The sequence below is a fragment of the Micromonospora sp. WMMD975 genome, from assembly GCF_029581215.1.
Classification (GTDB): Bacteria; Actinomycetota; Actinomycetes; order Mycobacteriales; family Micromonosporaceae; genus Micromonospora.
In genome coordinates this window covers 1,643,516-1,664,961 of record NZ_CP120739.1, presented here as the reverse complement: position 1 = coordinate 1,664,961, position 21,446 = coordinate 1,643,516, and the positions used below count along the sequence as shown (strand labels likewise).

At 74.3% G+C, this 21,446-nt stretch carries 18 protein-coding genes; 2 read left to right on the top strand and 16 right to left on the bottom strand.

The window, feature by feature from the left end; translation table 11 throughout:
* Window positions 1-3 precede the first annotated feature (3 nt).
* The 4 genes from O7613_RS07295 to O7613_RS07280 form a co-directional block, all read right to left on the bottom strand.
* Window positions 4-2,013: a hydantoinase/oxoprolinase family protein gene (locus O7613_RS07295; protein WP_282292901.1), complete on the bottom strand. Its 2,010-nt coding sequence runs from the start codon at window positions 2,011-2,013 to the stop codon at window positions 4-6.
* A 73-nt stretch (window positions 2,014-2,086) separates the two neighbouring features.
* Window positions 2,087-2,917: an ABC transporter permease gene (locus O7613_RS07290; RefSeq protein ID WP_281583532.1), complete on the bottom strand. Its 831-nt coding sequence runs from the start codon at window positions 2,915-2,917 to the stop codon at window positions 2,087-2,089.
* A gap of 2 nt (window positions 2,918-2,919) precedes the next feature.
* A complete protein-coding gene (locus tag O7613_RS07285; RefSeq protein ID WP_281583533.1) occupies window positions 2,920-3,747 on the bottom strand; it encodes an ABC transporter ATP-binding protein in 828 nt (275 codons plus the stop codon).
* A complete protein-coding gene (locus O7613_RS07280) occupies window positions 3,744-4,700 on the bottom strand; it encodes an ABC transporter substrate-binding protein (protein WP_282292900.1) in 957 nt (318 codons plus the stop codon). Before O7613_RS07280 ends, O7613_RS07285 begins: the two co-directional genes overlap by 4 nt.
* Window positions 4,701-4,935: 235 nt before the next feature.
* On the opposite strand from O7613_RS07280, the gene O7613_RS07275 reads away from it, so the two are divergent.
* Window positions 4,936-5,808: a MaoC family dehydratase gene (locus O7613_RS07275; protein ID WP_282292899.1), complete on the top strand. Its 873-nt coding sequence runs from the start codon at window positions 4,936-4,938 to the stop codon at window positions 5,806-5,808.
* 5 nt (window positions 5,809-5,813) lie between these two features.
* Here the strand turns inward: O7613_RS07275 and O7613_RS07270 are convergent, their stop codons facing one another.
* Entirely contained in the window at window positions 5,814-6,827 is a 1,014-nt protein-coding gene (locus tag O7613_RS07270; protein ID WP_282292898.1) for an SDR family oxidoreductase, read from the bottom strand.
* Window positions 6,828-6,977: 150 nt separating this feature from the next.
* Between O7613_RS07270 and O7613_RS07265 the strand changes: the two genes are divergently transcribed.
* Window positions 6,978-8,750, top strand: coding sequence for a glycoside hydrolase family 15 protein (locus tag O7613_RS07265; RefSeq protein WP_282292897.1), 1,773 nt, complete (start codon window positions 6,978-6,980; stop codon window positions 8,748-8,750).
* 5 nt (window positions 8,751-8,755) lie between these two features.
* Here the strand turns inward: O7613_RS07265 and O7613_RS07260 are convergent, their stop codons facing one another.
* The 11 genes from O7613_RS07260 to O7613_RS07210 all read right to left on the bottom strand — a co-directional run bounded on the left by O7613_RS07260 (window position 8,756) and on the right by O7613_RS07210 (window position 21,446).
* On the bottom strand, window positions 8,756-9,196 hold the full coding sequence (locus O7613_RS07260) for a PPC domain-containing DNA-binding protein (RefSeq protein ID WP_282292895.1): 441 nt from the start codon (window positions 9,194-9,196) through the stop codon (window positions 8,756-8,758).
* Window positions 9,193-9,558 (bottom strand): hypothetical protein, encoded by a 366-nt coding sequence (locus O7613_RS07255; RefSeq protein WP_281583539.1) that lies wholly within the window; start codon window positions 9,556-9,558, stop codon window positions 9,193-9,195. Before O7613_RS07255 ends, O7613_RS07260 begins: the two co-directional genes overlap by 4 nt.
* A 1-nt stretch (window position 9,559) precedes the next feature.
* Window positions 9,560-10,648 (bottom strand): enolase C-terminal domain-like protein, encoded by a 1,089-nt coding sequence (locus O7613_RS07250; RefSeq protein ID WP_282292892.1) that lies wholly within the window; start codon window positions 10,646-10,648, stop codon window positions 9,560-9,562.
* Complete coding sequence (locus O7613_RS07245; RefSeq protein ID WP_282292891.1) at window positions 10,645-13,722, bottom strand: FAD-binding and (Fe-S)-binding domain-containing protein; 3,078 nt, start codon at window positions 13,720-13,722, stop codon at window positions 10,645-10,647. The genes O7613_RS07250 and O7613_RS07245 overlap by 4 nt, the downstream gene beginning before the upstream one ends.
* Window positions 13,719-15,485, bottom strand: a complete 1,767-nt coding sequence (locus tag O7613_RS07240; protein WP_282292890.1) for a thiamine pyrophosphate-dependent enzyme — start codon at window positions 15,483-15,485, stop codon at window positions 13,719-13,721. Before O7613_RS07240 ends, O7613_RS07245 begins: the two co-directional genes overlap by 4 nt.
* 93 nt (window positions 15,486-15,578) lie before the next feature.
* Complete coding sequence (locus O7613_RS07235) at window positions 15,579-15,761, bottom strand: hypothetical protein (protein ID WP_282292889.1); 183 nt, start codon at window positions 15,759-15,761, stop codon at window positions 15,579-15,581.
* A gap of 54 nt (window positions 15,762-15,815) precedes the next feature.
* Window positions 15,816-17,225: a proton-conducting transporter membrane subunit gene (locus O7613_RS07230; RefSeq protein ID WP_282292888.1), complete on the bottom strand. Its 1,410-nt coding sequence runs from the start codon at window positions 17,223-17,225 to the stop codon at window positions 15,816-15,818.
* On the bottom strand, window positions 17,222-18,703 hold the full coding sequence (locus O7613_RS07225) for an NADH-quinone oxidoreductase subunit M (RefSeq protein WP_282292887.1): 1,482 nt from the start codon (window positions 18,701-18,703) through the stop codon (window positions 17,222-17,224). Before O7613_RS07225 ends, O7613_RS07230 begins: the two co-directional genes overlap by 4 nt.
* A gap of 3 nt (window positions 18,704-18,706) precedes the next feature.
* Window positions 18,707-20,626 (bottom strand): proton-conducting transporter membrane subunit, encoded by a 1,920-nt coding sequence (locus O7613_RS07220; RefSeq protein ID WP_282292885.1) that lies wholly within the window; start codon window positions 20,624-20,626, stop codon window positions 18,707-18,709.
* The gene (nuoK, locus tag O7613_RS07215) at window positions 20,623-20,928 is read right to left on the bottom strand and encodes an NADH-quinone oxidoreductase subunit NuoK (protein ID WP_282281668.1); all 306 of its coding nucleotides are present in this window, start codon (window positions 20,926-20,928) and stop codon (window positions 20,623-20,625) included. The genes O7613_RS07220 and nuoK overlap by 4 nt, the downstream gene beginning before the upstream one ends.
* Window positions 20,925-21,446 carry an NADH-quinone oxidoreductase subunit J gene (locus O7613_RS07210; RefSeq protein ID WP_281583548.1) on the bottom strand — a complete coding sequence of 174 codons (522 nt, stop codon included), beginning with the start codon at window positions 21,444-21,446 and terminating at the stop codon, window positions 20,925-20,927. The genes nuoK and O7613_RS07210 overlap by 4 nt, the downstream gene beginning before the upstream one ends.

The window sequence follows — 21,446 nt, the reverse complement described above, 5'->3', positions numbered from 1 at the left end:
GGATCACTCCTTGACGAGCAGCAGGTTTCCGTGGTCGTCGACGGTCGCGGTCCACCCGGCGCCGACCACGGTCGTGCTGCCGTTCTCGCGGACCACCGCCGGGCCGGGCACCGCGCAGCCGGGGGCCAGCTCGACGCGCCGCCGGACGGTGGCGTCGACCCAGCCGTCCGCGCCGTAGATCCGGGTGCGCCCCGCCTCCGACGACGCGCCCGCCGGGGGCGCGAAGCGTACGGCGGGTCGCGGGCCGAACGCGGTCAGCCGGCAGTTGACGATCTCGGCGGGGTGCCCGGACCGGGCGTACGCGTACCGCTCGGCGTAGGCGGCGTGGAACGCCTCCACCAGCTCCTCGGCGGTCGCCGGCACGTCGGGGACGGGCACGGCCAGGTCGAACGACTGGCCCCGGAACCGCATGCCGACCGACAGGCCGAACGTGACCTCGTCGGGTTCGACCCCGTCCTCGGCCTTGAGCTGGGCCCGCGCCGTGTCGCGCAGCTCGGCCACGGCGTCGCGGACGGCGGCCAGCCCGGTCTCGTCGGCCGGGACCAGCACCGTCCGCACGTAGTCGTGGCGGGCCTGGGCGGTGACGAAGCCGAGCGCGGAGAAGTTGCCCGGCACCGGCGGCACCAGCACCCGGCGGATGCCCAGCTCGTCGGCGAGCGCGGTGGCGTGCATCGGGCCCGCGCCGCCGAACGGCATCAGCACGAAGTCGCGCGGGTCGTGGCCGCAGGCGACGGAGATCTCCTTGATCGCGCTCGTCATCTTGACGGTGGCGATGGTGAGGATGCCGTGCGCCAGCTCCAGGTCGTCGAGGCCGAACTCGCCGGCCAGCCGGCTCATCGCCGCGCGGGCGGCGGCGACGTCGAGGCGTACCTCGCCGCCGAGGCTCTCCTGCGGGTCGAGGTGACCGACGACCAGGTGCGCGTCGGTGGTCGTCGGCTCGGTGCCGCCCCGGCCGTACGCGGCCGGGCCGGGGGTCGAGCCGGCGCTGCGCGGCCCGATCCGCAGTTCCCCGCCGAGGTCGCGCCAGGCGATCGAGCCGCCGCCGGCGCCGATCGTGTTGATCTCGACCTGGAAGGTGCGGTTCGGGTAGCCGGCGATCTTCCCGTCGTTGGTCATCAACGGGGCGCCGTTCTTGATCAGGCAGACGTCGGTGCTGGTGCCGCCGATGTCGCAGGTGATCACGTTCGGGTAGCCGGCCAGCCCGGCGACGTGGACGCTGGCGGCGACCCCGCCGGCCGGGCCGGACAGCGCCAGGTTGATCGGCAGCCGGCCGGCCTCGTCGGTGGAGACGACCCCGCCGCTGCTGGTCATGATCGACAGCGGCTGGGCGTAGCCGCCGTCCGCGAGCGCGGTGCCGAGCCCGCGCAGGTAGTCGGCGACCGTCGACCGGACGCTCGCGTTGAGCACGGTGGTCGCGAACCGCTCGTACTCGCCCTGCTCCGGCACCACGTCCGAGGAGATCGTGCAGACCAGGCCGGGGTGACGCTCGGCGAGCCGGGCGGCGGCGGCCCGTTCGTGCGCCGGGTTGCGGTAGGAGTGCAGCAGGCAGACGGCGACCGCCGTCGGGCCGGCGGCGGCCACCCGGTCCAGCACGGCGTCGAGGTCGGCGGGGTCGACCGGGCGGACGACGCTGCCGTCGGCGCCGATCCGCTCCCGCAGCACGTGCCGCAGCCGGCGCGGGGCCAGCGGCGGGCGCGCCGCCTCCTTGACGCTGTAGAGCTGCGGCCGGTGCCCCAGCCCCATCTCCAGGACGTCCCGGAAGCCCTCCGTGGCCACCACGCTCACCGGCTCGCCGGAGCCCTCCAGCAGCGCGTTTGTCACCCGGGTGGTGCCGTGGACGAAGCGGTCGACCTCGTCGAGGCGGACGCCGAGCTTGGCCAGGCCCTCGAAGATGGCCGCGGCCGGGTCGTCCGGCGTGGACAGGGTCTTGGCCTCGGCGAGCCGGGCGGTGGCCGGCTCGTACACGATGACGTCGGTGAAGGTGCCACCGATGTCGACGCCGATGCACAGCATGGCGAGCCTTTCGCTAGTGGTGGGCGCGCGGACCCGGGCGGCCGCCGTCGGGCCGCCGGCACGGTCGGTCGGATCAGAAGGTGACGCCGTAGCGGCGCAGGGTCCTGCTGGTGACGGCCCGCAGGATCCAGTCGAAGAGGTAGCCGAGCAGGCCCAGGGCGATGATGCCGACGAAGACCCACTCCGTCTTGGCGTAGTTGCGGGCGGTCCAGATGAGCGAGCCGAGGCCGCTCTGCGCCGCCACGATCTCCGCGGAGACGATCGTCAGGAACGAGTTGCCCATGGCCAGCCGGGCGCCGGTGACGACGTGCGGCACGGTCGACGGCAGCACCACCGAGACCAGGGTGCGGGCCGGGTTGGCGCCGAGCGCCCGCGCGGCCCGCAGCCGCAGCTCGTCGACCGACAGGACCCCAGCGAGGGTGTTCAACGCGACGATGAAGACGGTGGTGTAGAAGATCAGCGCGATCTTCGACGCCTCGCCCGGGCCGAGCCAGATGATCGCCAGCGTGACGAAGGCGATCGGCGGCACGAACCGGAAGAACTGGATGTACGGGTCCACCATCAGCCGCAGCCACGGCACGCAGCCCATGAGCAGCCCGACCGGTACGCCGATCACCACACCGAGCGCCCAGCCGGTCAGGATCCGGGTGGACGAGGCGCTCACCGAGCTCCACAGCGTGCCGTCCTGGACCAGGTCGACCGCGCCCCGCCAGGTGAGCAGCGGCGACGGCAGGAAGAAGGCGGTGTAGTTGCGGCTGACCAGGTCCCAGACGACGACGCCGAGCACCACCGACAGGACCGACAGCCCGACCCGGGTCAGCCGGGGCCCGGGCCGGCGCCGGCGGGCCGGACCGGGAGTGTCCCGACCGGTCCGCTCCGCCACCGTACGTACGTCCACGCTCATGGTCACGCCTCCCTGTCGCCGCCGGTGGGCCGGCCGTCGTGCCCGTCGTCCAGCCCCTGGGCCTGCAACGTCCGGGCCACCTCGGCGCCGATGTCCTCGCGCAGCAGGCGGAAGAGCGCGGCGCTCGCCGGGTCGGTCAGGTCGCGCGGGCGGGGCAGGTCGCACGGGTAGACGTTCTTGATCGCCGCGGACGGGCCGGCGGTCATCGTGACGATCCGGTCGCCGAGCAGGATCGCCTCGCCGATGTCGTGGGTGACGAACACGATGGTGGCGCCGGTCTCCCGCCAGATCCGGTCGAGTTCGACCTGCATCACCAGCCGGGTCTGCGCGTCGAGCGCGCCGAACGGCTCGTCCATCAGCACCACCGACGGCTCGTTGGCGAGCACCCGGGCCAACTGCGCGCGCTGGCGCATGCCGCCGGAGAGTTGGCCGGGGAACCGGTCGGCGCTGTGGCTGAGTCCGACCATGGCCAGGTAGCGGTCGACCGCGGTGGCCCGCTGCGCCTTGCCCACGCCCCGCATCCGGGGACCGAAGTCGACGTTCTGCCGCACGGTCAGCCACGGGAAGAGGGCCTCGGCGCTCTGGAACACCACGCCCCGCGACACGTCGGGGCCGGTGACCTGCGCGTCCGCGCAGGTCACCGCCCCGCCGGCCGGCCGGACGAAGCCGGCGATCGCGTTGAGCAGCGTCGACTTGCCGCAGCCGCTGGGACCCAGCAGGCAGACGAACTCCCCACCGGCGATGTCGAGGTTCGCCTCGCGGACCGCCTCGAAGTCGCCGAACCGGATGTCGACGTCGCGCACCGAGACCGGGGATCCGGAGCGGTTCACGCCACCCCCCGGACCATGACGTTCCCCGCCTCGACCTTCTCGTTCACGATCTTGTTGTCCAGCTGGAACTGGGCGATCTCGTTGTAGCGCTTGATGTCCTCGTCGGTGAAGTCCCGGACCTGGCACTGCACGCCCTTGAGCAGGTTCTGCGCCTCGGCCGCCGGCACCTTGATCGCCTTCTCGGTGACCGTGCCGGCCTTGGCCGGGTCGGCGGTGAGCTGCTCGCACGCCTTGCCGACGGTGTCGACGACCTTCTTGGCCGTCTCCTTGTTCGCCTCGTACCAGGCGCCGTCGACGCCGATCACCAGGTTGTAGACGTATCCGATGTCACCGCTGGTCAGCAGCACCTTGCCACCGTTGGCGACGCCCCGCGAGGGCCACGGCTCCCACATGATGTAGCCGTCGATGTCGCCGCGCTGCAACAGCGCCGGCATCTCGGCGGGTGAGGCCTTGACGAACTCGACCGCGTCGCGGCTGATGCCCTTGTTGTCGAGGACCTTGTTGGTGGCGTACTCGTTCACGGTGCCCGGCACGACGCCGTACTTCTTGATGCCGGCGACGTCGGTGATGCCGGAACGGGCGACGAGCTTGATGAAGTCGGGGGACTGCGAGAACACCGCGAGTCCCTTGATGTCACCACGGGCGGACCGGTTGAGCAGGCTCGACTCGGTGCTGGCGGTGACCTGGCCCTGCTTCGCCAGGATCGCGTCGAGCCCGCCGGTGCCCTCCTGGTACTGGGTGACGGTCACGTCGAGGCCGGCCTCCTCGAAGAGCTTCTCCTGGTCGGCCAGGTAGATCGGCGAGTACGCCGGGTCGACTCCGACCCCGAAGTTCACGGCGGCTGCGGGCGCGCCGCTGTCGCCGCCGCCGGACTCCCCGGCGGACTGGTTCTCGGAACACGCCGACACGGCGACGGTCATCAGCAGGGCTGCGGCCGCGGCTTGCATTCGCATTCTCATGGCTACCCCAGACTTCAGCGGCTCATATTGTGGTCTTGGTTGCTTAATATGGGACGCTACTGTGAGCCGCTTTACAACGTCAAGGTCTTCGTCCGACGGGCTTTCACCACAGAGAGTAGGCAGGCCCGGCCCGATTCCCCCATCCCACCGCCCGTGCATCGGGGAGGGAACACCCATGGAGCACCTGAACAACCCGCCTGGTAGGGCGAATCCGAAATCTCGGCCGTTGATGAGCCAGCACAATCCGGTAACGGAACGTGTCGAGGGGTCCGCAGCTACCCGACTTTCTTCACCCGGCTGTTATGCGCCGACGACCACCGAGCGGACGTGGACGGCCTCCGACACCATCCGCTACGCCCTCGGCGTCGGCGCCGGACAGACCGACCCCGCCGACGAACTGCGGTTCACCACGGAGAACTCCACCGGCCACCCGCACGCCGTCCTGCCGACCTTCGCCACCCTGCTCGCCGCCGACCCGCCGTACCTCGGCGAACCGGCCGCCGTCCGGCACGCCGGCGAGACCCTGACCCTGCACCGGCCGCTCCCACCCGCCGGCCGGGCCCACGTCACCGCCGTCGTCACCGGCGTCCACGACCGCCGCTCCGGGACCCTGGTCCACCACCGGTCGCAGATCCACGACCCCGACGGCACCCCCCTGGCCACCGTCGAGCGGACCATGTTCGTCATCGGCGCCGCCGCCGACGGCCGGCGCGCGTCGGCCCCGGCCCGGCCGCGCCCGGCCGGGCCGCCCGACCACACCGCCCGCCACCGCATCCGCCCCGACCAGGCCCTGCTCTACCGGCTCAACGGCGACCGCAACCCGCTGCACTCCGACCCGGCGGTGGCCACCGCCGCCGGTCTCCCCGGCCCGATCCTCCACGGCCTGTGCACGTACGGCTTCGCCGCCCGGACGCTGCTCCACGCGGTGGCCGGCGGCGAGCCCGACCGGGTACGCCGGATCAGCGCCCGGTTCAGCGCACCACTGTTCCCCGGTGACACCCTCACCGTGCTGGTGTGGCTCCGGCCCGGTGGCGCGCTCTTCGCGGCGCTCGACGGCCGGGGTCGGCAGGTGCTCGACCGGGGCGTGCTCGACCTGCGGTGAGGGCTTCAGGCGCGGCGCCAGGCGAGGACGCCGGCCGCCGTGCCGAGCACGCCGGCGGCCACCCCCACCCGGTGCCGGGAGAGCCACGCCTGCGGGCTGTGGCCGTACGCCCGGGAGGAAAAGTCGCCCCGCGCGCCGTAGTCGTGCCCGCCGGGCCCGTCGAGGGGGTGCCAGAGGTTGTTCGGCCGGTCGGGGTCGGCCGGGCGGCCGGTCTGCTGGGACTTGTAGCCGGTGCGGGCCAGGTAGCGGTCCAGCACCCCGGGGGCGACCCGGTTGCCGAGGATGGTCAGCGCGGTGGAGGCGCCGACCCAGTACTCGCGCCGGCCGGGCCGGTCGGCGGCGCCGACGATCGCGCGGGCGGCCACCTCCGGCTCGTAGATCGGCGGCACCGGCTCGGCGTGCCGGGGCAGCCGGGACAGCAGCCAGTCGAACTGCGGGGTGTTCACCGCCGGCAGGTGCACCATGGTCACCTTGACGTTGCTGCGCTCGTGCATCAGCTCGCAGCGCAGCGACTCGGTGAACCCGACGATGGCGTGTTTCGCCCCGCAGTAGGCCGCCTGCAGGGGGATGCCCCGGTAGGCAAGCGCGGAACCGACCTGCACGATGGTGCCCCGGTCACGCGGGATCATATGGGACAGCGCGACCCGGGTGCCGTGCACGTAGCCGAGGTAGGTGACCTCCATGGCCCGGCGGAACTCCTCCGGCCGGGTCTGCTGGAACGGCGCGAAGACGGAGCTGAAGGCGTCGTTGATCCACAGGTCGATCGGACCCAGTTCCGCCTCGATCCGCCGCCCGGCGTCGACGACCTGGTCGTAGTCGGCCGTGTCGACCTCGATCGGCAGGGCCCGACTGCCCGCGGCGCGTACCTCCTCGGCGGCGGCGTCGAGCCCCACGCGCCCGCGGGCCAGCAGCGCGATGGCGATGCCGCGCCGGGCCAGCAGCCGTACCGTGGCGCGGCCGACGCCCGCGCTGGCTCCGGTCACCACCGCCACCTGGATGTCCTGCCGCCGCCTGCCCATCTCGTCTCCCGTCGTCGAGTCCTGCTGCCCGCACTACCCGTCGGCGCCCGGCCCAGTCATCCCGGCGGCGTCGATTCGGGTTGTCCGCGCGTGTCAGGGCGGGCCGGGCGGGTACCGCACGCCACGGACACCGACGAGAGGGGCGACACCATGGCCGCAGCGGACGCCGACCAGCCGGCCGGCGGCACCACACCGGCGGTGCTGCGGGACTACGCGCTGCTCGGCGACGGGCACCGGGGCGCGCTCGTCGGCCCCGGCGGCGACGTCGCCTGGCTGTGCGCGCCCGGCTGGTCCGATCCGGCGGTGTTCAGCGCGCTGCTCGGCGGGGCGGGCCGGTACCTGGTCGCGCCGGCGACGGACCGGTTCGTCTGGGGCGGGCACTACGAGCCGGGCTCGCTGATCTGGCGCAGCCGGTGGGTCACCGGGGACGGGATCGTCGAGTCCCGGGAGGCGCTGGTCTTCCCGGGGGAGGCGGGTCGCCTGGTGCTGCTGCGCCAGGTCCACGCGCTCGACCGGCCGGCGCGGGTGCGGGTGGTGCTGGACCCGCGGGCCGGCTTCGGCCGGGAGCCGGTGCGGGACGTGACCCGCGACGGCGAGCGGTGGCTCGCCCGCACCGGCGGGCTGCACCTGCGGTTGCAGGGCGGTGGCCGGCTGCACCCGGACCGGCACGGCTTCCTGGCCGGTGAGCTGACGGTCCCGGCGGGCGGCCGGCACGACCTGGTGCTGGAGCTGGCCGCCGACCCGCTCGACCGGCCGTGCGAGTCGCCCGGGGAGCTGTGGCGCGCCACCGAGCAGAACTGGGCGTCGGCGGTCCCGTCGCTGGACGGGCCTGCGGCCCGGGACGCCACGCTCGCCTACGCGGTGCTGCGCGGCATGACCCGCCCGGGCGGCGGCATGGTCGCCGCCACCACCACCGCCCTGCCGGAGCGGGCGATGGCGGGCCGCAACTACGACTATCGGTACGCCTGGATCCGCGACCAGTCCTTCGCCGGCCAGGCCGCCGCGCTGGTCGGGCGCTACGACCTGCTCGACGACGCGGTCGCGTTCCTCACCGATCGGGTGCTGGCCGACGGCGACCACCTCGCGCCGGCGTACACGGTCGGGGGTGGGCCGGTGCCGCCGGAGGAGGAGCTGGACGGCCTGCCCGGCTATCCGGGGGCGGGCGCCCGCACCGGCAACTGGGTGCGCGGCCAGTTCCAGCTCGACGCGTTCGGCGAGGTGCTGATGGTGCTGGCCGCCGCGCAGCGCCGCGACCGGCTCGACAGCGACGGCCGGCGGGCGATGCGGGTGGCCGCCGAGGCGATCGAGCGGCGCTGGGCGCAGCCGGACGCCGGCATCTGGGAGCTGCCGCCGCGGCAGTGGACGCACTCGAAGCTGACCTGCGTGGCGGGGCTGCGGGCGGCGGCGCGTACCGCGACGGCGGGGCCGGACGCGCGCTGGTCGGCGCTTGCCGACCGGATTCTCGCCGACGCCGCCGCGCACGGGCTGGCCGCGGACGGGCGCTGGCGGCGCGCGTACGACGACGACCGGGTCGACGCCGCGTTGCTGCTGCCCGGCATCCGGGGGGCGCTCCCGCCGCAGGATCCGCGCACCGAACGGACCCACCGGGCGGTCATCGCCGACCTGGCCCAGGACGGCTACCTCTACCGGTTCCGTCCGGACCGGCGACCGCTCGGCGACGCCGAGGGCGCGTTCCTGCTGTGCGGGTTCGCCGCCGCGCTGTCCGCCTGGCAGGCCGGCGACGCGGTGGGCGCCAACCGGTGGTTCGAACGCAACCGGGCCGCCTGCGGCCCGCCGGGCCTCTACACCGAGGAGTACGACGTGCGGCAGCGCCAACTGCGCGGCAACCTGCCCCAGGGGTTCGTGCACGCGCTGATGTTGGAGACCGCGGTGACGCTCGGCCAGGTGGAGCCCTGCCGCTGACCGCCCTACCGGCCGGGTACGGCGATGAGCGCCAGCCCGGTCTCCGGGTCGACCCGCTTGGCCAGCTCGGGGGCGACCTCGGTGACGATCACCTCAAGCGTCGGCCACACCCGGGCCGAGAGCAGGTGACCGCCGACGGTGCTGCCGTCGGAGCGGCCGAGCACCGCGTGCACGTGCAGGGCCGGCGCGCCGTCGCGGGCGGCGACGTCCCCGACCAGCGACAGCACCTCCACCTGTTCGCGGACCGGGATGGGCCGGTAGTCGCCCCGGTCCCGGTCGAACCAGCCGACCTCGGCCTCCTGGAAGCCGCCCACGGCGGTGACCCGGCCGGCGCGCAGGTCGTGCCGGCGCAGCGCGTCGCCGATGGCGGTGACCGGCTCGTCGCCCTTGTCACAGACGACGACCAGCACCCGGCCGGTCGGCTGGTGCAGTTCCTCGGTCCTCACGGCTTCTCCTCTCGTACTACGGTCGCGCCGAGCGCCGCCCAGGCGGCGGCGACGGCCGCGTCGGCGAGCGCGGCGTGTCGCTGCCGCCGGTCGACCGCGGCGAGGGCGAGGGCGGTGAGCGCGTGGACGCCGTCGACCGCCGCGCCGGCGGCGAGCACGCCCGGCGCCGGCCAGCGCAGGACGACCGCGGTCTGGGCGAGGTGCCGGGCGCCCAGCACCCGCAGCGTCGTCGTCGCGGCGGTGGTGGCCGGGCCGACCGGCCGCAGCAGCGTGCCGGGGGCGAGCAGCAGCAGGGCGCCCCAGGCGAACCGGCCCGTCACCGCCGCGCCGCGCAGCGCCCGTCCCGGTCGTCGACGTCCCACCTCAGGCCACCCGGTACGGCTGGGCCGGCTCGGCGCGGAACTCCAGCCCGTTGCCCGGCCGGTCGGTCCGCACCGGCACCGCGCCGCCGGTGGCCGGCTGCGCGCCGTCGAAGAGCATCGCCTCGATCCGGACGTGGTCGTGGAACCACTCCAGGTGCCGCAGGTTGGGCGTGGCGGCGGCGACCGCGAGGTGCTGGTGCGGCGCGCAGTGCCCGGACACCTGGAGCCCGGCGGCGTCGGCCACCGCCGCCGCGCGGAGGAACTCGCTGATCCCGCCGCACCGGGTGACGTCGATCTGGAGGCAGTCGACGTACGGGGCCATCCGGTGGAAGTAGACCAGGTCGTAGCCGTACTCCCCGGCCGTGACGTCGGGCGCGACCCGGTCCCGGACCAGGCCGAGGCCGGGCAGGTCGTCGGAGCTGACCGGCTCCTCGTACCAGCGCACGTCGAGGTCCGCGGCGGCGTGCGCGACGCGGATCGCCTGCTTGCGCTGGTACGCGCCGTTGGCGTCGACGAACAACTCGACGTCGTCGCCGATGGTGCGGCGGGCGGCGGCCATCCGCTCCAGGTCGCGCCGCGCCTCGGTGCCGCACGACTCGCCTATCTTGATCTTCACCCGGGGGATGCCCTGCTCGTGCGCCCAGCCGGCGAGCTGCCGGTCCTGCCGCTGGGCGTCGTAGGTGGTGAAGCCGCCGCTGCCGTAGACCGGCACCTCCCGGCGGGCGGCGCCGAGCAGCCGGGCCAGCGGCAGGTCGTGCCGGCGTGCCTTCAGGTCCCACAGGGCGCAGTCCGCGGCGGACAGGGCGAGCCCGGCGACGCCGGGGCGGCCGGCGTTGCGCAGCCGGCGGCGCATCCGGTCCCAGGCGGCCGGCACGTCGTCCGGGTCGAGGTCGGCGAGCACCGGCGCGAGCAGGTCCGCCACCACGGCCGCCACCGCGATCGGGCCGTAGGTCCAGCCAATGCCGGTGTGCCCGTCGGCCCGCGCCCGCACCAGGACCAGGGTGGTGGCGCTCCAGGCGAGGGTGCCGTCGCCCTCGGGGGCGTCGGTGGGGATCCGGTACGCCTCGGCGGCGAGGCCGACGCCGCTCACCGTGCCCACCGGCGGGCCAGCGCGGTCACCGCGGCCACCCCGGCGGTCGCGACCAGGCCGGCCGCCGCCCAGCGGGTGACCGAGCCGGGCGGTCGGGGCCGGTCACCCCAGCCCTGTTCCGGCCGCCGGGGGACGGCGTCGTGGTGCAGCGCGGCGCGTAGCAGCTCGGCCAGGTGGAGCGCGGTACGGCCGCCGGCGGCGCTCTGCTCGACCTGGGTGCGGCAACTGAACCCGTCGGCGAGGATCACGTCGGTCTCGGCGGCGTCCCGCACGGCGGGCAGCAGCACCCGTTCCGCGCACGCCTCGGACACCTCGTGGTGGCCCTGTTCGAAGCCGAAGTTGCCGGCCAGGCCGCAGCAGCCGGAGTCGAGGAACTCGGCGTCGACGCCGGCCGCGGCGAGCACCGCCTGGTCGGCGGCGGTGCCGAGGATGGCGTGGTGGTGGCAGTGGGTCTGGATCAGCGCGTGCGCGTCCAGGTGGGGCGGCTGCCAGCCGGGGCTGTGGTCGTGCAGCAGTTCGGCGAGCGTGACGGTCTGCTCCCGCAGCCGGGTGACGTCGTCGTCGGCCGGGAACAGCTCGTGCGCGTCGCTGCGGAACACCGCCGTGCAGCTCGGCTCCAGCCCCACCACCCGGGTGCCGGCGCGCAGGTGCGGACGCAACGCGTCGACGCTGCGGCGCAGCACCCGTTTGGCGACGTCGAGTTGACCGGTGGAGATCCAGGTCAGGCCGCAGCACACCGGGCCGTCCGGTACGCGTACCCGCCAGCCGGCGGCCTCCAGCACCTCGACCGCCGCGTGGGCCACCCCCGGGTGGAAGTGGTTGGTGAAGGTGTCCGGCCAGAGCACGACCTCGCCCCGGGAGCCGTCGCCGGTCGGGGCGCGGCGGGCGAACCAGTGTTGGAACGACTCCGCCGCGAACAGCGGGATGTCCCGGCGCCTGTCGATCCCACCGACGATCTTGGCGAGGTGGCCAAGCCCGGGGGCGTGGGCGAGGGCGTTGACGGTGCGGGGCAGCCGGGCGGCGACGGTGGCCACCAGCGGCAGCCAGCCCATCGAGTAGTGCGCGCGGGGTCGCAGCCGGCCGGCGTAGTGGTGGGACAGGAACTCGGCCTTGTAGGTGGCCATGTCCACGTTCACCGGGCAGTCGGCCTTGCAGCCCTTGCACGCCAGGCAGAGGTCGAGCGCGTCGCGGACCGCGTCGGAGCGCCAGCCGTCGCCGATGGCGCCGCCGCGGGCCGCGCCGTCGAGCATCTCGAACAGCAGCCGGGCCCGGCCCCGGGTCGAGTGCTCCTCCTCCCGGGTGACCATGTAGGAGGGGCACATCACCCCGCCGGAGTGGCGGCGGCACTTGCCCACGCCCACGCAGCGCAGCACCGCGTCGCCGAAGCTGCCGCCGTCGTCCGGGTAGGCGAAGGTGGTCGACACGCCGCCGTGGTCGTAGTCGACGCCGAGGCGCAGGTGGCTGTCGAGCGGGTAGGGCGGGATCACCTTGCCCGGGTTCATCCGGTCGTCCGGGTCGAAGATCGCCTTGACCTGGCCGAACGCCCGGATCAGGCGCTCGCCGTACATCTTCGGCAGCAGCTCGCCGCGGGCCTGCCCGTCGCCGTGCTCGCCGGAGAACGACCCGCCGTAGGACACCACCAGGTCGGCGGCGCGTTCGAGGAAGGAGCGGAAGTCGCGGACCCCGTCGGCGGTGCGCAGCCGGAACGGGATCCGGGTGTGCACGCAGCCCTGCCCGAAGTGCCCGTACAGCGACGCCTGCTGGTAGCCGTACTCGCGGTAGAGCGCCTGGAGGTCGCCCAGGTAGTCGCCGAGCCGGTCCGGGGCGACCGCCGAGTCCTCCCAGCCGGGCCAGGTGTTCTCGGCGTCGGGCACGTGGGCGGTGGCGCCGAGTGCGGACTCCCGGACTCCCCACATGCGTTTCTCGTCGGCCGGGTCGGCGAACTCGTGCACGCGCGGCCCGCCGTCGCGGCGTACCGCGTCGATCAGCCGGTCGGCGGCGGCCCGGGCCTGCTCGGGGGTGTCACCGCCGAGCTGCACCATCAGCCAGGCGCCGCCCTCGGGCAGCTCGTGCAGCGCGTGCGGGTGCAGGCTCTTGCGCCGCTCGAAGCTGACCAGCTTGTCGTCGATGCCCTCCAGCGCGATCGGCTGGTGTGCCAGCACCCGCGGCACGTCGTCGCCGGCCGACGCGACGTCCGGGTAGCTGAGGAACACCATCGCGTCGGCCTTGACCCGGGGGATCAGCTTCAGCCGGGCGCGCAGCACGGTGACGAGCGTGCCCTCGGAGCCGACCAGGGCCTGGGCGACGTGGAAGTTCTTCTCCGGCAGCAGACTGTCCAGGTTGTAGCCGGACACCCGGCGGGGGATGTGCGGGTAGCGGGTGCGCAGGTCGGCCAGGTACTCGTCGCGCAGCGCCCGCAACTGCCGGTAGATCTCGGCCTGGCGTCCGCCGTCGCGCTGGATGCGGGCGTACTCGTCGTCGCTTGTCTCCCCCACCCACATTCGGGTGCCGTCGTACAGCAGCACCTCCAGTTCGACGATGTTGTCGACCACCTTGCCGGCCCGCTGGGCGGTGGCGCCGCAGGAGTTGTTGCCGATCATGCCGCCGAGCGTGCAGTGGTTGTGGGTGGCCGGCTTCGGGCCGTACTCCAGCCCGGTCCGTTCGAGTTGGGCGTTCAGCTCGTCCAGCACGATGCCGGGTTCGACCAGGCAGGTGCCGGCCCGATCGTCGACCTCCAGCAGGCGGTGGCAGTACTTGGACCAGTCGATGATCACGGCGGTGTTGGTGCACTCGCCGGCCAGGCTGGTGCCGCCGCCGCGCGAGGTCAGCGGCGCGCCGTGGCGGCGGCAGACGGCCACCGCGGCGACCGCCGCCTCCACCGTGCGGGGCACCACTACCCCGAGCGGCACCTGCCGGTAGTTGGACGCGTCGGTGGAGTACGCGGCGCGGGAGCCGGCGTCGAAGCGGACCTCGCCGTCGACCTCGGCGCGCAGGTCGGCGGCGAGCGCGGTCAGGTCGACGTCGTCGGTCGGCTCGGGTGGGCGCAGGACCGGGTCGGGCAGCACCTCGGTCATGAGCGCAGCTCGTTGATCTTGTCGCGGGCGACGGACGCGACGGTGGCGACCTTGTGCGGCTGCCCGCGCAGGAACGCCTCGGTGAAATGTTTCGCCTGGTCATATTTGATCTTGCCGGGCATCGGCGGCTCGTTCGGGTTGACGTCGCAGTCGACGAGCGCCGGGCCGGGGTGGGCGAGCGCCTCCCGGATCGCGCCCGGCAGCGCCTTCGCGTCGGTCACCTTGACACCGAACGCGCCGCAGCCGCGCGCCCAGGTGGAGAAGTCGGCCTCCGGCTGGCGGTGCCGCACCGCGTACTCGGGGTAACCGAGGATGATCTGCTCCCACAGGATCTGGCCGTACGAGTTGTTGTTGTTGATCACCACCTTGACCGGTAGGTCGTGCCGGACCGCGGTGAGGAACTCCGCCATCAGCATGGCGAAGCCGCCGTCGCCGACGAACGCGATCACCTGCCGGTCCGGGTACGCGTGCTGCATGGCGATGGCGTACGGCAGGCCCGGCGCCATCGTGGCCAGGTTGCCCGACAGGTAGAACTCCCGGTCCCCGCGGATCGTCCAGTGCCGCGCCGACCACGTGGCGATGGTGCCGGAGTCACAGGTCAGGATGGCGTCGTCGGCGGCGGCGGCGTCGACGCAGCCCATCAGGTACTGCGGCGCGATCGGCGACCGCTCCGGGTCCACCAGGCTGCTCATCTCCGACCGCCAGGTGTTCATCTTGCCCTGGTACTTCTCCAGGAACGACCGGTCCGGGCCGTGGTCGAGCATCGGCAGCAGGTCCCGCAGCGCCAGCCGGGCGTCCGCGCAGACCGGGGCCTCGACCGGCAGCCGCATCCCGATCAGGCTCGGGTCGGCGTCGATCTGCACCACCTTCGCCTGCCCCGGACCGGGCAGATACTTCCCGTACGGGAACGACGTGCCCACCATCAGCAGGGTGTCGCACTCCTCCATCAGCTCCTCGCTCGGCGCGGTGCCGAGCAGGCCGAGCCCGCCGGTGGTCAGCGGGTGGTCGTCCGGCACCACCAGCTTGCCGGGCAACGTCTTGACGATCGGGCTGGCCAGGGCCTCGGCCACCGCAAGCACCTCGTCGCGGGCGCCGCGCGCGCCCACGCCGACGAGCATGGCCACCTTCCGCCCGGCCCGGAGCACCTCGGCCGCCTTCGCCAGCTCCCGCGGGTCCGGCGGCAGTTGGGGGTACGACATCACCGCCGCGCTCATCGGCGGCTTGCCCGGGCTGACGTGCCGGTACGGGTCGTCGGAGGCCGGGGCCACCTGCACGTCGTTGGGGAACGTCAGGTGCGCCACGGTCCGCTTGCTCAGCGCGTCGCGGATCGCCAGGTCGACCACCGCCGGCATCTGCTGCGGGTTGGTGACCATCAGGTTGTAGGCGGCGACATCCTGGTAGAGCTGGGTGGTGTGCACCTCCTGCTGGTAGTGCGCGCCCAGCACCGAGGTCTCCTGCATGCCGGTGATGGCCAGCACCGGCACGTGGTCGAGCTTGGCGTCGTAGAGCCCGTTGAGCAGGTGGATCGCCCCCGGGCCGGAGGTGGCGCAGCAGACGCCGAGCCGGCCGGTGGCCTTGGCGTAGCCGGTGGCCATGAACGCCGCCGCCTCCTCGTGGTGCACCAGCACGAACCGCAGCTTCTCCCGCTGCCGGCGGAAGCCCTCCATCAGGCCGTTGATGCCGTCGCCGGGCAGGCCGAACATGGTGTCGACCCCCCACTCCACCAGGCGTCGGGCCAGGCTCTCGCCCACGATCTCCTGCACGTCGTCCTCCTCGTCCCGCTCCCCGCCGCCCGGCGGCACCGTTCGCCCCGCCGGGCCGGGGCAGCACGGACAGCCGTTACCGGCCGTGGTGGCTCAGGACCGCCGCATCGACCGTGCGGCGAGGTAGCCGAGGACCACACCAGCGGCCAGCGTCACGAACGTGCGCGCGGAGACCGCGGCGCGCAGCCTGCCCAGCCCCGCCTTCGGGTCCACCACGCTGCCGGCCACGTCACCGGCCGCTCCCACCACCACGTCACCGAACCTGCCGCGATCCACACCCACCACCTCTCCGCAGGCCGCGGGGCTACCCGGTCGACCGTCGACCAAACCTCAGCGCGCCAACGCCTGTGTCACCAGCGGATACCAGGGCACGGCCACCGCCGCGCCGAACAATGCCGCCCCGGCCGCCACCGCACCGGCAATCGCCACCGTCCCGTTCCGGTCGCCGCCGGTCGGCCAGCGGCCACCCCGGGTGTACGCGGGCGCCAGCCACCTCAGGTAGTAGAAGAGGCTGGCCACGGTGTTGACCGCGGCGACCACCACCAGCCAGGCCAGCCCGCCGTCCCAGGCGGCGGTGAACACGGTCAGCTTGCCGGCGAAGACCGCCGTCGGTGGCGTGCCGACGAGCCCCAGCAGGCAGATCGCCAGCGCCCCGGCGAGCCACGGCCGGCGGCGGGCCAGCCCGCGGTAGCCGTCGAGGGTGTCGTGCGGCTCGGCGGCCAGCACCGCGAACGCGCCCAGGTTCGTCACCGCGTACCCGGCGAGGTAGACCAGCAGGGCGGGCAGCGCGCGCTCCGCGCGGCCGGCGACCGCGACGGCCATCAGCAGGTAGCCCACCTGCGCCACGGTGGAGTACGCGAGCAGCCGGCGCGGGTCGGCCTGGCCGAACGCGGCGAAGTTGCCGAGCGTCATGGTGACCGCGGCGAGCACCGCGACCAGCAGCGGCCAGTCGACCACCTCGGCGGGCACCGCGACCGCGAACAGCCGGTACGCCGCGAGCAGGCCGCCGAGCTTCGGCACGGTGGTCAGCAGCGCGCCGGCCGGGACCGAGGCGCCCTGCACGGCGTCGGGCACCCAGAAGTGCCCCGGCACCGCGCCGATCTTGAACAGCAGGCCGGCCAGCACCCCGACCACCCCGACCGCGACGGCGGCGGACGGCGCCCCGGCCAGGCCGGCGGCCAGCCGGTCGTAGTCGCTCGCCCCGCCGCCGAGCGCGGTCAGCAGCGCCGCGCCGGCCAGCAGGCCGACCCCGGCCAGCGCCCCGATCAGATAGACCTTGAGCGCCGCCTCGGCGCCCCGCCGGTCCCGCCCCCAGCCGGCCAGCCCGGCCAGCGGCACCGAGGACAGCAGGTACGCCACGGCCAGCAGCAGCAGGTCCGACGCGCCGGCGAGCAGCACCGCGCCGAGCACGGCGAGCAGCGTCAGCACGTAGAACTCGGTCTCCCGCCGGTTGCCGGCGACCCGGCTGGCGGCGATCCCGACCACCAGCAGCCCGGCCAGCGGGATCAGCAGCCGGGCGGCGGTGGTGCCCGCGTCGAGGGCGTAACTGTGCGCGTACACGGTGGCGCGCTCGCCCACGGCGGGCAGGGTGGCGACCACGGCCGCGAGCAACGCCCCGGCGGCGACCAGCCGGGCCACCCACTGCCGGTCCCGGGGCAGGAACGCGCCGGTGAGCAGCGTGGTGACCGCGCCGGCCAGCAGGAGCAGCTCCGGCAGCAGGGCGAGCGGACGCTCGTTCACCGGGCCACCAGGTCGGTGACCGCCCGGGCGGCGGGTTCCACCACGTCCAACAGCAGCCGGGGAAACACGCCGAGGAGCAGGGAGAGCGCGAGCAGTGGCAGCACCGCGGCGGTCTCGGCGGCGGTCACGTCGGCGGTCGCGGACAGGCGGTGCCGGGTCGGGCCGAGGAAGACCCGGTGCAACGCCCACAGGAACAGGGCGGCGGTGACGAGGATGCCGGGCAGCGCGAACGCCACCGCCACCGGCGCGGAGCCCAGACTGCCGGCGAAGATCTGGAACTCGGCGACGAACCCGGAGAAGCCGGGCAGGCCGAGGCTGGCGAACGCCGCCACCGCGGTCAGCGCGGCGAACCGGGGGGTGTCCCCGGCCAACCCGCCGTAGGCGTCCATCCGGTAGGTGCCGCCGCGGTCGTAGAGGACGCCGGCGAGCAGGAACAGCGCAGACGTGATGAGCCCGTGGCTGACCATCTGGGTGACCGCGCCGGTCACCGCCACCGCGCGGGCCTGCGCGTCCGAGCCGGCGACCAGCCCGGCCGCGCCGACCGCCAGCACCACGTACCCCATGTGGTTGACCGACGTGTACGCGACCATCCGCTTGAAGTTGCTCTGGGCGAGCGCCACCAACGCCCCGTAGAGGACGCTCACCACGCCGACCACGACGACCGCCCAGGCGTAGCGCCGCCAGGCGTCCGGCAGCATCGGCATGGCGATCCGGACGAACCCGTACGTGCCCATCTTCAGCAGGATCCCGGCCAGCACCGCCGAACCGGCGGCCGGGGCGTCGGTGTGCGCCGGCGGCAGCCAGGTGTGGAACGGGAACGTCGGCGTCTTGATCGCCAGCCCCAGCACCACCGCCAGCAACACCAGCGCGCCGGCCACGCCCTGCGTCGGCGGATCCCGGGTCAACGCCACCATGTCGAAGGTGTGCGGCGCGGCGGCGACGTAGAGACCGATGAAGCCCAGCAGCAGCGCCAGCGAGCCGAGGAACGTGTAGAGGAAGAACGTCAACGCCGAGCGGCGGGCCTGCGGGCCGTGCCCCCAGCCGGCGATCACCGCGTACATGCCCACGATGGACAGTTCGAAGAAGACGAAGAACAGGATCAGGTCGAGCGAGACGAACAGCCCGAGGCAGGTGGTCTGGAGGGCGAGGAAGAGCGCGGCGAACTGCCGCGGCCGGGGTTGGCGACGCAGCGAGTACACCGCGCAGGCGGCGAAGACGACTGTGGTGAGCGCCAGCAGCGGCAGCGACAGCCCGTCCACCCCGACGTGGTAGCCGGCACCGGCGCCCGGGATCCACGGCCGGTCCACCTCGTACCCGAAGCCCTCCCCCGGGTACGCCCACCACACGCCCAGCACCGCCGCGACCTCGACGACGGTGACCGCGATCCAGAGCCACGACACCGCCCGCGCCGGCAGGCCGCGCCAGCACAGCAGGACCACGGCCACGGCCAGCGGCGTGAAGACGATCAGGGACAGCACGGGTCACCTCGCCAGCAGCAGGATCAGCACGGCGGCGCCCAGCACGAGCACCACCTGGACGTAGTACTCGTGGACCATGCCGGTCTGCGGCCGGCGGGCCAGCACGCCGAGCCGGCGGGCGGCCCGGGCGAGCCGGCGCACCAGGGCGTCCACCCCGTGGTCGTCCACCCGGGCCAGGGCGTCCGCGGCCCGCCGGGTCAGCGCCGGCACGGCGGCGACCCCACGGTCGAGCCCCGCGTCGTCGAACCGGGCGAGCCCTCGGGCGACGCCGCGAACCGCGCCCGGCGCGGCGTGCACGGCCCGGTCGAGCACGCGGTCGTCGAACCGGGCCAGCCCCCGGGCCAGCGCCAGCGTCGGCCGGACCACGAGCAGCCGGGCGGCCCGGTCGAGCCCCAGCCAGGCCCGCGCCCAGCCCGGGGCCGGCAGCCGGCCCGGCGCGGCGACCGCAAGCGTCACACCGGCGAGCGCCAGCAGGCCGGACAGGGCCAGTTCGGTGACCCGGGTCGGCGGGGCCGGGCCCGACCCGACCGCGTCGGCCACCGCCCCGGACAGCGGTGGCAGCGCCAGCACGCCGAGCACCGCCGCCCCGACCGCCAGCGGCACCAGCGGGCCCCGCTGCCCGGCGGTCACCTCGCGGGTGCCGGCGCGCTCGGTGTCGTACCCGGACTCGACGCCGGGCGGCACCGGGCGCAGGACCACCGCGAGCGCCCGACCGGCGTAGAGGGCGGCGAGCAACGCGCCGGCCAGGCCGACCAGGTACAGCGCCGGGGACCGCTCGCGGGCCCCGGCGAGCACCTCGTCCTTGGTGGCCCACAACGCCAGTGGCGGCACCCCGGCCAGCGCCAGGGCGCCTACCGTGGACCCGGCGCCGACCAGCGGGTAACGCCGGCCCGCGCCACGCAGCGCGGACAACTGGCGGGTGCCGAGCGCGGTCAGCCACGCCCCGGCGGCGAGGAACAGCAGCGCCTTGGTGGCCGCGTGGCCGATCAGGTGCGCGACCGCGCCGGCCGGGGCGACGGCCGCGCCCAGCACCACATAGCCGAGCTGGGCGCTTGTGGACGCGGCAAGCAGTTGCTTCAGGTCGGTCTGGGCCAGCGCCACCGCGCCGAGCGCCAGGGCGGTCAGCGCGCCGACCCAGGCGGCCACGTCCACCGCCCAGCCGGTCGCGACGAGCAGCGGGTGCGCGCGGACGAGCAGGTAGCCGCCCATCGCCACCATCGCGGCGGAGTGCAGCAGCGCGCTGACCGGGCTCGGGCCGAGCATGGCCCGGGACAGCCAGAACGAGAACGGCAGTTGGGCCGCCTTGCCGAAGCCGGCGGCCAGCACCCCGGCGGCGGCTAGGTCCCGCCAGCCGGGCGGCAGGCCGGCGAGCCCGGTCAGGTCGAGCGTGCCGCCGGCCAGTCCGGCCCCGGCCGCCAGGTAGAGCCCGAGGTCGCCGACGCGGGTGGTGAGGAACGCGGTGCCGCCCGCGGCGACGGCGTCGTCGCGCCGCCAGTGGTACGCGATCAGCGCGTACGACATCGCGCCCATGATCTCCCAGCCCAGCAGCAGCACGGGCAGCGTCGTCGCGGTGGCGGTGAGCAGCACGGCGGCGAGGAAGACGAGCATCAGCCCGTGGAACCGGGACCGGTCGGAGTGGATCTCGGTGGCGGCGTACGCGAGCACCAGCAGCGCCACCGCGGCCACCGCCGGTACGACGAGCGCGGCGAGCCCGTCGACGGACAGCCCCCACCGCGCGCCGGCCAGGAACGGCGCTTCGGCGGACGGCCGGGTCAGCGCCACCGTCGCGGCCAGGGCGGTGACAAGCGCGGCCACGGCAAGCGCCAGCGCCGGCGCGACCCGGTCGGCCCGTCGCCCGCCGAGCAGCAGCGTCCCTCCGGCGGCGGCCGGGAGGACGACCAGGGCCCACAACGCGGCGCTCATCCGCGCAGCTCCCCCGCCATGTCGGTCATGTCCGCGTCGCTCGACCGGAACAGCAGGGTCACCACGGCGAAGCCCATCGCCATCTCCACCGTCATCGCGGCGATCACCACAAGCACCAGCACCTGCCCGTCCGGCTGCTGCGGGGCCAGGAACCACCAGAGGGCCGCGGCGGCCACTATCACCCCGTTGATCATGAGTTCGAGGCCCATCATCACCATCACGACCGCCTGCTGGCTCAACGCGCCGTACAGGCCGACGCTGAACAGCGCGGAGGCGAGCAGCAGGAACATCGGCAGCGTCACGGGCGCTCCGGGGAGTCCGCGCGGTCGTACCGGCCCCGGGCGGTGGCGAGCACCAACGCGGCGACCATGGTGGCGAACAGCACCGCCGAGACCGCCATCATGACCAGCATCTTCGAACCCATGATCGCCTCGCCCAGGGCCCGGGTCGGATCGGCGGGCGGCTCGCCCCGGCGGGTGGGCCACGGCACGAGCACCGAGCCGGCCGCCAGCACGACGAAGACGCCCACCGAGACCGCCAGCGCGCCGCGCCGGTTGTGCAGCATCGACATCGGCATCAGACCGGCCGGGTTCATCATGAACATCACCATGAAGACCGCCATGATGGCCATCTCCATGACCATCATCAGGACGGTCACCACGCCCAGATAACCCAGGTCGAGCAGGAGCAGCTCGCCACCGACCGCGACGAACGACAGCGCCAGCGCGAACGTCGCCCGGGCCATCGAGTCCACGGTGAACACCGCGACACCGGACGCCACGGCGACAAGCGCCAGCACGACGAAGGCGACGACCGCCAC

What these genes read in the sequence shown, in the direction of transcription:
- O7613_RS07295 (WP_282292901.1), bottom strand. Translation starts at nt 2,013, where the DNA reads ATGCTGTGCATCGGCGTCGACATCGGTGGCACCTTCACCGACGTCATC.
- O7613_RS07290 (WP_281583532.1), bottom strand. Translation starts at nt 2,917, where the DNA reads ATGAGCGTGGACGTACGTACGGTGGCGGAGCGGACCGGTCGGGACACT.
- O7613_RS07280 (WP_282292900.1), bottom strand. Translation starts at nt 4,700, where the DNA reads ATGCGAATGCAAGCCGCGGCCGCAGCCCTGCTGATGACCGTCGCCGTG.
- O7613_RS07275 (WP_282292899.1), top strand. Translation starts at nt 4,936, where the DNA reads ATGAGCCAGCACAATCCGGTAACGGAACGTGTCGAGGGGTCCGCAGCT.
- O7613_RS07270 (WP_282292898.1), bottom strand. Translation starts at nt 6,827, where the DNA reads ATGGGCAGGCGGCGGCAGGACATCCAGGTGGCGGTGGTGACCGGAGCC.
- O7613_RS07265 (WP_282292897.1), top strand. Translation starts at nt 6,978, where the DNA reads ATGGCCGCAGCGGACGCCGACCAGCCGGCCGGCGGCACCACACCGGCG.
- O7613_RS07245 (WP_282292891.1), bottom strand. Translation starts at nt 13,722, where the DNA reads ATGACCGAGGTGCTGCCCGACCCGGTCCTGCGCCCACCCGAGCCGACC.
- O7613_RS07220 (WP_282292885.1), bottom strand. Translation starts at nt 20,626, where the DNA reads ATGAGCGCCGCGTTGTGGGCCCTGGTCGTCCTCCCGGCCGCCGCCGGA.